This window comes from Clostridioides sp. ZZV15-6597 (genome assembly GCF_020657815.1).
Lineage (GTDB): Bacteria > Bacillota > Clostridia > Peptostreptococcales > Peptostreptococcaceae > Clostridioides.
Genome location: NZ_JAGWCT010000121.1, coordinates 1 through 11,056, shown reverse-complemented (window position 1 = coordinate 11,056; position 11,056 = coordinate 1). Strand labels below are relative to the sequence as shown.

At 26.8% G+C, this 11,056-nt stretch carries 8 protein-coding genes; 7 read left to right on the top strand and 1 reads right to left on the bottom strand.

Annotated elements, in window-relative coordinates; all coding sequences use genetic code 11:
- Positions 1-142 precede the first annotated feature (142 nt).
- The 7 genes from KGF52_RS18390 (at position 143) to KGF52_RS18360 (ending at position 9,378) form a co-directional block, all read left to right on the top strand.
- Positions 143-1,027, top strand: coding sequence for a hypothetical protein (locus tag KGF52_RS18390; protein WP_227841186.1), 885 nt, complete (start codon positions 143-145; stop codon positions 1,025-1,027).
- Between the two features lie 113 nt (positions 1,028-1,140).
- Entirely contained in the window at positions 1,141-1,821 is a 681-nt protein-coding gene (gene pgmB, locus KGF52_RS18385) for a beta-phosphoglucomutase (RefSeq protein WP_227841185.1), read from the top strand.
- On the top strand, positions 1,818-4,115 hold the full coding sequence (locus KGF52_RS18380) for a glycoside hydrolase family 65 protein (RefSeq protein WP_227841184.1): 2,298 nt from the start codon (positions 1,818-1,820) through the stop codon (positions 4,113-4,115). The genes pgmB and KGF52_RS18380 overlap by 4 nt, the downstream gene beginning before the upstream one ends.
- A 217-nt stretch (positions 4,116-4,332) precedes the next feature.
- Positions 4,333-5,226, top strand: a complete 894-nt coding sequence (locus KGF52_RS18375) for a glucosaminidase domain-containing protein (protein ID WP_227841183.1) — start codon at positions 4,333-4,335, stop codon at positions 5,224-5,226.
- Positions 5,227-5,273: 47 nt separating this feature from the next.
- Positions 5,274-7,577 (top strand): glycoside hydrolase, encoded by a 2,304-nt coding sequence (locus tag KGF52_RS18370; RefSeq protein ID WP_227841182.1) that lies wholly within the window; start codon positions 5,274-5,276, stop codon positions 7,575-7,577.
- Between the two features lie 375 nt (positions 7,578-7,952).
- Positions 7,953-8,681 carry an ABC transporter ATP-binding protein gene (locus tag KGF52_RS18365; protein WP_227829555.1) on the top strand — a complete coding sequence of 243 codons (729 nt, stop codon included), beginning with the start codon at positions 7,953-7,955 and terminating at the stop codon, positions 8,679-8,681.
- Complete coding sequence (locus KGF52_RS18360; RefSeq protein ID WP_227841181.1) at positions 8,674-9,378, top strand: ABC transporter permease; 705 nt, start codon at positions 8,674-8,676, stop codon at positions 9,376-9,378. Before KGF52_RS18365 ends, KGF52_RS18360 begins: the two co-directional genes overlap by 8 nt.
- Positions 9,379-9,666: 288 nt before the next feature.
- Here the strand turns inward: KGF52_RS18360 and KGF52_RS18355 are convergent, their stop codons facing one another.
- Positions 9,667-10,923, bottom strand: coding sequence for an MFS transporter (locus tag KGF52_RS18355; protein WP_227841180.1), 1,257 nt, complete (start codon positions 10,921-10,923; stop codon positions 9,667-9,669).
- Positions 10,924-11,056: the final 133 nt, after the last annotated feature.

The window sequence follows — 11,056 nt, the reverse complement described above, 5'->3', positions numbered from 1 at the left end:
GTATAATTTTATATACAGGTGATTTGTAATAAAACTTGTTAAGAAAAGTTTTTATTTAGATGAAAATAAATATTGAAGTTTTTAATTATTTTGTAATTTAATAAAAAGGAGAATTACTGAATAAGTAGAGGGAAGGGAAAACATGAATGACTATAAAGAATATATAGTTACAGTAAAGTCTAGTATTGTAAATTTAATTTTAGGTTTGATATTTTTATCAATTGGGATCGTATTAAGTGTATTTTGTGTATATATTAAACAGTATTACATATTAGTAATTACTATTACACTTACAATATATGGATTAACTTCAATTCTCAAATATACAAGAAAGTATATTATTTTTGATTTATATAATATTAAAGTTCGTAAATGTATAGGGAGTGAAAAAGAGTATTCATATCATAATATTACTAGAATTTCAATAAATAACAAGAAACAGGAATGTCCAGTTAAGATATATATGGATAATAATAAAATTGCAACTTTTTTTATATCTGATAAAAATTATATGTCTGCTATAGCTGAAATGAAGCGAAGAGAGTTACCATTTGATGATAAAAGTATAGATTATATATCAGATATGCCACTTTGGATTCCAATTCCATCCAGTGAGATTGAAAAATTTTGTAATGAAGCTTCACGAAAACTTGAAAAACAGGTTAAAGAGGATTTGTGTAAAATAGAAAAAGAGTTTGGGACAGATATATCTTTTTCTTTTGGTATAGATGTTGAAGAAAATCCGTTTGTATGTGTATTTTTAGTATGTATTATGAAGAATGAAAATTATACAAAAGTTATAAAAAAATACAGAGGGGAAAAAGCATGGGCTATGTTTCCTGTATATATAGTAGGACCACGACTATATAAGAAAGAAATTGAAGAGGGGAAATTTATTTGCAATATAAATTATTTAAATGCTTTTTCTGGAAAGATGTGGTCAAATTTTTCTAGAGTGATAAAAAAATATGGTGTGCAAGAGAGTGAAATAGATGTAGGTTTTGAATTAAAGAGTGAATTAGATTGAATAGTTATATAAAGAATATTTAAAATATAAAAGAATATCTAAAATATGAGATATAGACGCAAAATAAATTAATTATTAGTCTAAAAAATCCTTATAGAGAAAGGGGTATAGGAATGCTTGAAGCATTTATATTTGATTTAGATGGAGTGATTACAGATACAGCAGACTATCATTATTTAGCTTGGAAAAAACTAGCTGATGAGATTGGTATAGATATAGATAAGGAATTTAATGAGTCTTTAAAGGGTATAAGTAGAATGGAATCATTAAATAAAATACTAGAATATGGATATAAAAAAGATTCATTTTCGGAAGAAGAAAAAATGAAAATGGCTGAAGACAAAAATAACTATTATGTATCTTTAATAAACAAGATAACTTCAAATAATATTTTACCAGGTATAAAAAATTTACTTGATGATATAAAATCTAATAATATAAAGATAGGATTGTCTTCTGCAAGTAAGAATGCTATAAATGTGTTAAAACACCTAGGCATAAGTGACCAATTTGATTTCATAGCAGATGCATCAAAATGTAAGAACAACAAACCATATCCAGATATATTTCTCATGTCAGCAAAGGGGCTTGGTGTAAATCCTAAAAATTGTATAGGTATAGAAGATGCAAGTGCAGGTATTGATGCTATAAACTCAGCCAATATGTTTTCTGTTGGAGTTGGAGATTATAAAAATCTAAAAAAAGCAAATTTACTTGTAAATTCAACAAGTCAGTTAAATTTTAAGTATATATTAAGTGAGTATAATAAGTATATAGTTAGGAGCGTTATATGAAATGTTTGTTTGATAATATAAATGAGTGGAAAATTATACAAGACAAGATTGAAATTAAAGAAAATAGATTAGCAGAGTCTATAATGAGTATAGGCAATGGTTATATGGGTATGAGAGGAAACTATGAGGAAAGATATAGCGGAGATAGCCATAGAGGTTCTTATATAGCTGGAGTATGGTTTCCAGATAAAACTCGTGTTGGATGGTGGAAAAACGGATATCCAGAATACTTTGGTAAAATTCCTAACTCAGTTAATTATATAGGGATAAGAATTTTCATAGATGGGATAGAGTTAGACCTTGCAAAATGTAATGTTGAAAATTTTTATAGAGAATTAGACATGAAAAATGGTATTTTAAAGCGCAAATTTACTGTGAATACTAATGGCAAAAAATTTGAAGCTAATATAACAAGATTTTTAAGCATATCAGTTAAGGAATTAGCTGTAATAAAGTATGATATAAAAGCTTTAAATTCTAGCGCTAAAATAAAATTTATTCCATACTTAGATTCAAATATAAAAAATGAAGATTCAAATTATGAAGAAGAATTTTGGAATGCAGTTTCTTCAAGTTCCTCAGAATATAGAGGAAAGATACTTTCACGTACAAAAGAAAATACATTTAATACACCAATATTTACAGTAGGTGCAATGATGCATATTAAAACAAGAGGTAAAGTAGATGGTATATCTTATTTAAGTACTGATAATTACTGTGAAAATTCAATAACAATGGATATTTTAGAAAATGAAACTATTGGAATAGAAAAATATGTAACAATAACTTCTACTAGAGATTATGGTGAAAATGAGCTATTAAAGAGATGTGAAGATATTTTAAATATAGAAATATCTAAAGATTACGAAGATATCTTAAATAAACATACAAAATTGTGGAATAAAAGATGGGAAAGTGCAGATATAAAGATAGAAGGGGATAAGAGTAGTCAACAAGGTATAAGATATAATCTATTTCAACTATTCTCGACTTATTATGGAGAAGATTCAAGATTAAATATAGGACCAAAAGGATTTACTGGTGAAAAATATGGAGGTGCTACTTATTGGGATACAGAAGCATTTTGTCTTCCAGTGTATTTAGGTGTGGCAGATAAGAGTGTAGCAAGAAATCTTTTAGTATATAGATACAATCAGCTAAATCAAGCAAAAGATAATGCAAAAAAACTTGGACTTAAGGGAGCCTTATACCCAATGGTTACTTTTGATGGAGTAGAATGTCATAATGAATGGGAGATAACATTTGAAGAGATTCATCGCAATGGAAGTATAGTATATGCAATATATAATTATACAAATTATACAGGTGATTTTGAATATATAAAAGAAAAGGGTATAGATGTAATAATAGAAGTAGCTAGATTTTGGGCTAGCAGAGTACATTTATCTACAAGAAAAGGTTTGTATATGATGCATGGAGTTACAGGCCCAAATGAATACGAAAACAATATTAATAATAATTGGTATACTAATTATATAGCCAAGTGGTGTTTGGAATATGCTATAGAAAATGTCTTAAAGTTAGAAAAAGAGTACAGCGAATGTATTGAAAGAAATAATATAAGTAGAGAGGAAATTGAGGACTGGAAAATAATATCAAAGAAAATGTATTTGCCATATGATGAAGAATTACAAATAATAGTTCAGAATGATAATTTTTTAGATAAGGAATTTATAGAGGTAAAAGATTTGCCAAAAGAGAATCTTCCTCTTAATCAAAAATGGTCTTGGGATAAGATTCTTAGGTCTTGCTTTATAAAACAAGCGGATGTGTTACAAGGAATTTATTATTTTGGAAATAGGTTTACTAAAGAAGAGAAAAAGAGAAACTTTGATTTTTATGAGAGATATACTGTACATGAATCTTCTTTATCTTCTAGTGTTTATTCTATTATTGCTTCTGAAGTAGATAACCTAAAAAAAGCTTATGAATTATACTCAAGAACAGCTAGACTTGATTTAGATAATTATAATAATGATACTAATGATGGTCTTCATATAACCTCAATGTCTGGCTCATGGCTTTCCATTGTACATGGATTTGCAGGTATGAGAACATGGAATGAAACTCTATCTTTTGAGCCTAGGTTGCCTCAAGAATGGAAGAATTATTCTTTTAATATAAATTATAGAGATAATAATATCAATGTTGATGTATATAGTAATTTGATTAAGATAGAAAATTTAAAGGGAAAACCAATAAGAATTATTGTATATGGAAAAGAGTATATATTAGAAAAATCTATAGAGATTGATAGAAATAAATTAAAATAATGTTTTATTGTATAAATAGTTAAAATAAATTTATCTAATTTAAAATTTATTTTAACTATTTTTTATTTAATGCAAACCTATATATTATAACAATAATCGTGCTTTAAATTAAATATATTACATAAATCTTCATAAAATCTTCATAATTTCGTAAAGAATATGTAACAAAAGTAGGGTATATTGTATTCTGTAGAGAATATAAGGGAGGAAATAATTTATGAAGAATAAGAAGTTCATTGTAGCAATACTAATAATAGTAGTTGGAATAGGGGTATTAGTAAAAGAATATTCAATTAAAGAGATAAATAAGGATGATATAGATGTTAGTAAGTATATAGAATATGCTGATTTAGCAAGTGAAAATAATGCACAAGTTAATTGGAAGTATGTAGCTTCTATTATTGCTGTATTAAATAAAAATAAGTTAGAAAAAGTTAATGATTCACAAATAAAAGAAGTATCAGATTTATTTGTTAAAGATTTTTCTAAAAATAATAAAGTAGAAAAGTTAAGTAATGTTTTAAATGAGTTAAAATTTAATAATAAACAAAAAAGATTGGTTAATGATTATATAGAGGACCTTAAAGATTATGGCATAAAGCCAGAAAGATTAAAATCTGACACACAATACATGAAATTTATTAATGAGATTGAAACATCCGCTATACAAAACTATAAAAATTATAAAATACTGCCATCTATAACTATTGCACAAGCAATAATTGAATCTAGTTGGGGTAAATCAAGTTTAGCAAAAGAGTATAATAACTTATTTGGTATAAAGGCCGATGCCTATTGGAAAGGAAAATCAGTTACTTTAGAAACAAAAGAACATTTAGATACAATTATAGATGATAAATTTAGAATATATGATGCTAAAAGTGAATCTATAAAAGACCATGCAAAATTTTTAGCTACAAATAAAAGATATAAAGCCAATGGTGTATTTGATGCAAAAACATATATCTATCAAGCTAAAGCATTAGAAAAAGCAGGTTATAGCACTGCAAAAGATGAAAGTGGAAATAACATATATGCAAAACGTCTAATGGAATTAATTCAACAATATAATCTTCAATTAATAGATAGTGAAATTCAAAGTAAAATGTAACCTTGACGTAACATAAGGATGATATATTTATCGAGGAGGTGGCTTTTATGAAAAAAATATTCTCGGTATTTACAAGTTGTATAATTATTGCAACTATTATCACTGGATGTAGTAGTAGTGAGGTGATTAATGACACATCATCTATGTATAATGTCAAAAATCTGGATTTTAATTTTGAAGTAAAACCAGAAACTTTTGAGGTATCAGTAGAATCTAATGGTTTAAAGGAAAAGATATCTGAACCATTAAAAGAAAGGAAAGTGTCAAATTTTAAAAAGACGAAGACAGAGACATCATGGACATATCCTGATGAAAACATAGACATAAATATAAAAAAGGAGAAAAGCTATTTAGATGTAGACATTAAATCTAATTCAGAAAAAGAAGCTAGTTTTAATTGGCCAAGAATTGAAGGCGAAAGTTATGTGTTACCACTTTATGAAGGCAAGTTTATACCAAGTAATGATAAGTACTGGAAAGAGCATTTAAATGAATCAGCTTACAATGTCATAGAATCCTTTTCAATGCAGTTTTTTGCAGTAAATAAGACAAAGTATTCTGTGCTTTATATTATTGAAAATGAGTTTAATAATGAGATTAAATTTAATTCTAAAGATAAAATTAATTTTACATTTACACATGAATATCCAAGTATAAATAAAAATAAAGAGTATGGATTTAAGATATATTTGACTGACAAAAATATTACAGATGTAGCCAAAACATATAAAAATTATATAGTTGATAAAGGTGAGTTTAAAACATTAGAAGAAAAATCTAAGGACAATAAAAATATTGAAAAGCTTTATGGAGCTCCACAGATTTATTTTGCAGACAAATCTATAATAACAGTAAGTGATATTAAATGGGACAAATTAAAGAAAAATTTATCAGATGATTTAATTAATTGGATGAAAGAACTCTTAAGTAAAAAAACTGATAATAGTGAATTTATAACTGTACTTAACCAGATAAGAAATCAAGATTATATAGATAAATATCAAAAAAATCAAATAGTTCAAGCGTTTAATCAAGTTATGCAACTAAATACTTTTTATAATAGTAAGGTTTTTGATAGTAATGATAAAGAAATAAAAAAAGTATTAGATAAAGGAATATCTAAATTAAATAGAGTAGAACTTATAGAGTTTAACAAGAAGCTATTAAAGTCAAAGCTAGGGGATAGTGTGAATAAAATTGATACATGGGCAAGATATAATACAATTGATGTAATTAATGATATGAATAAATCTGGTATTGATAATGCTTGGATAGGGTTTGATGATATGGAAGATGGTTATGTATCACCAGAGATAGTCAAAAGAGCTAATGATTTAGGTTATCTTGTAGGACCATATGATTCATACCATTCTATACACAAGCCAGGGGAAGAAAAATGGAGTACAGCAGCCTTTAAAGATAAGTCACTATATGAAAATGCTACTATAGAAAATAAAAAAGGTGAAAAAGAATCTGGATTTCAAGGAGAAGGAAGACAACTAAATCCTACATTGTCTTTACAAAGTGTAAAAGAGAGAGTAAAAAGTATATTGGATGAAGGGTATAAATTTAATTCTTGGTTTATAGACTGTGATGCTACAGGAGAAATTTTTGATGATTATTCTCCAAATCATATAACAACACAGTCACAAGATTTAAAAGCCAGACTCGAAAGAATGTCGTATATAAGAGATAATGCTAATATGGTTATAGGTTCAGAAGGAGGAAATGACTTTGCAAGTAGTACTATAGCATTTGCACATGGGCTTGAGACACCAGCGTTTGCTTGGGTAGATAAAGATATGAGCAAGAACAAAGAAAGTGAATATTATGTTGGTAGATACTATTCTCCAACAGGAGGAGTACCAGAAGTCTTTTCAAAACAGATACCTGTAAAAGAAAAATACAAAAAAATATTTATAGACCCAACTTATTCTTTACCTTTATTTAGATTAGTTTATAATGATTCTGTTGTATCTTCTCATCAATGGTTATGGGGAACTTTTAAAATTAAGGATGAAGTTGGAAGTAGAATGATGAAAGAAGTATTATATAATACACCACCTATGTATTATATAGATAGAACTGAATGGGAAAAACATAAAGGTGAAATAATTTCTCATGATAAAGTATGGTCAGAGTTTAATAAAAAGGCTATTAAAAGAGAAATGACAGACTTTGAGTTTATTTCTGATGATAGATTAGTTCAAATGACTAAATATGGAGAGGATTTAAAAGTAGTAGCTAATTTTTCTGGAAAAGATGTTAAATATGAAAATGAAATTGTAAAGTCAAATTCTTTGGTAATATATGATAATAATAAGAAAGTTATTTATAAACCAGAACAATAGATTTAATGAAAATAAATTCTATTAAACTCACATATAAAATAATATTTAATTAGACTATACAAAATAGTGACTATCTTAATTATTAAAATTAAGATAGTCACTATTTTTATATCATTTTTAATATTGAAAACCTTGCCCAAGTAATATTAAATATCTGAACTATTCCAACATATACCCTACCCATTGTACCTTTTAATAAATATAAATTTTACTTTAGACAATATATTGACTTTTTGAATGAAAGATAGTATTCTTGAATAAGACATCATGTTGTCTAATTGAAGTGATATTATTTTATGAAAGAATCAGATTTGAAAAGCTTAATAACACTAAAAACAAAGACTGATTCATAGAGAAAGGAAAATATTAAAGAAAATGAATACAATCATTAAAGTTCAAGATTTGGTAAAAGTATTTGATAATCAAGAGGTTATCAAACATTGTAACATAAATGTAGAGAAAGGAAGTATTTATGGATTTTTGGGTGCAAATGGAGCTGGAAAAACTACAGTACTAAAATTGATAGCTGGTTTATTAAAACCAACCGCTGGGAATATAATGATTTCTGATATGAATATATCAGAAAATCGTAATAATATTTTAAGAAAAATTGGATGTATTATAGAAACTCCTATTTTTTATGAACATTTATCAGTGGAGGAAAATTTAAAGATACATAACGCTTACATGAATTTTTCTGGTGCAGATATAAATGCTGTTTTGCAAAAAGTAGGACTCGAAAATACTGGAAAGCTACAGGTATGTAAGTTCTCTTTGGGTATGAAGCAAAGGTTGGGGATTGCTCGTGCAATCATACATAATCCAGATATTCTTTTACTTGATGAACCTATCAATGGTCTTGACCCTATGGGAATAAAACAAATGCGTGATTTATTCAAAACACTTGCAAAAGAATATGATATGACACTTATTATTTCAAGTCATATATTAAGTGAAATAGAGTATATAGCTGATACAATAGGTATTATTTCGAATGGGAGTATTTTAAAAGAAATTCCTATGTCTACAGTAAAACAAGAATTTCCCAATGGTTTGGAAGAGTATTTTTTTGAAATAATGAATGGAGGAAACAACTGTGTATAAACTTATAAAATTAGAACTAAAAAAAAATAAAATTCGCCCTTATCTTAATGCCATGGGTATTATTACTTTATGTGTATTAGGATTTTTATATACATTTGCTATGATTGCTTATTTAGGAGGAGACACAGATTCTGCTGAGTTTTCTAATTACCATAATATTTGGGTAATCACTAACGTTTTACAAATGGTAGCTTATGCCATTTTATCATCTGTATTGTTTTCCACATTTGTTATAAAAGAATATTCTGGAAAAAATGCAATTTTAATTTTTACTTATCCAATAAATCGAAAGACTTTATTGAACTCAAAGATTGTATTAATAGCTACATTATGTTTGAGTTTTATGTTGATTGGAACGATTATTTCTCTACTTATATTTACGATGACAGAAGCTATTTTTCCTATGATTTCTGATAATTTTACTCCTGGATTGTTTTTTAAGATTATCATTGAAACAATTTTGTGTGCTGTATTCTCTTTATTTATAGGTGTAATTTCTGCTAGCATTGGATTTCGAAAATATTCCATTCAAACAACGATTATAGCCTCTGTTATTCTTGCCTCATGCACTGCTAACATTGTAACAACTATGATTCACACATATATTCCTTTTATTATTGTCTGGATAGTAGCAGCAGTATTAGCTGGACTTTCGTACTTATGGCTTATCTCAAAAGTCGAAGACATAGAAGTATAATTGTATATTTAATAAAGATAGTTCTAATGAATAAAGCAACAGATAATAATAAGGTGTCATACTTTATTTATCTGTTGCTTTTTACCGTTTTGTAGATGATTAAAGTATATTTTCCAATCAGTTTGTATATTTAAAAATAATTATAAATAGTATGTTTATTTTACTTTAATTACTTGATTTCGCATTTTTATTATCTCAATATTAATAAATAAATTTGAAACTTTAAATATGCCCTTTTACTATAGGCTTTTTATAAAAGAATTAAATCCTTTTTAATTATTTTATATTTTATGCCTTTGATTCATTCTTATACAGATATTTAGCAAGGATTGAAATTGATAGCATAATTATGAACATACATACTATAGGTATATAAACTCTAGAACTGAAAACTTCAAATAATTTTCCATGCATAATTTGACCAACTGGAGCAACACACTGTGATACAGCTGTAATAGTAGCCATTACTTTCCCCAATAATTCATTAGGAGTTTGTTTTTGAACAATAGTTAAAACGAATATAGTAATAATTGTCATAGACATGGCTATAGGTATAATACAAATAAATAGTAATATAAAAGATGGATAGTATCCTAGTTTAAGCATTGAAGGTGAAACAGAAATGGCCATTGGTATCATCAAAATACTAATTAACATTAACCAGCGATATAATGTATTCATTTTCATTTTTTTAGCAAACATACCTATTGAAAGTGCACCTAAAACACTACTAAATTCAATAATTCCTATCCCTATGCCATACATATTATTACTACTATGCATTGTTATACGTAAAATATATTGTATTCCTACAAGTAAGAATGGAGTCAAAAATAAATTTAAAGAAGCTGCTAGAATCATGGCTTTACTAATATGAGATTGTTTTATAACATAAGAAAATCCTTCTTTCATATCACTGACTATTGTTGATACTATGCTTCCATTAACTTCTCTTTTATTAAAAGGTATATGAATAAACATTTCCATTACTGCGGATAGAAAAAATGCAATACAACTTGTAATAAGAAGCATCTTAATTCCAATAAGACCATACAACAAACCTCCAAGAACAGGAGCAAACATACTTGAAAGAGAGCCAATTCCATTTACAATTCCATTTGCTTGTTCTAAATCTTTTTCATTTACTATTAAAGGTATGCTTGCCTGCACAGTAGGTTGATACATAGAACTAATAATTGACAATAGTACCATAATAACCCCAATTAATATAATTGAATTGTTTAAAGAGGAAAGAAGACAAATAAACGTAAAAATAATAATCGAACTCATAAAATCAAAGATGACCATTAAATTTTTACGATTAAATCTATCCGCTATTGCACCACCAATTGGAGAAAATAAAAGAGGTATGTTTGATATTGCATATAAAGCTGCAAATATGTCTGCACGTCCTGTCGTATCTAAAATATAAGTGGAAAGTCCAAATCTTAACAACGATGAACCCAGTATAGAGATAATTTGACCAAGTACTATTAGATTAAAATTCTTATTAAAACAACTATTCATTTTATTTAAATCTTGCATTTTTAGAACACCTCACTTTTGAAGACTGACCGTCGGTCTATAAAGATTATAATCAATTATAAATAAAAAGTCAATAGATATACTTAATTTATAATTTTAAAATTATATTTTTATTTTAAATAAAAAGTATGAT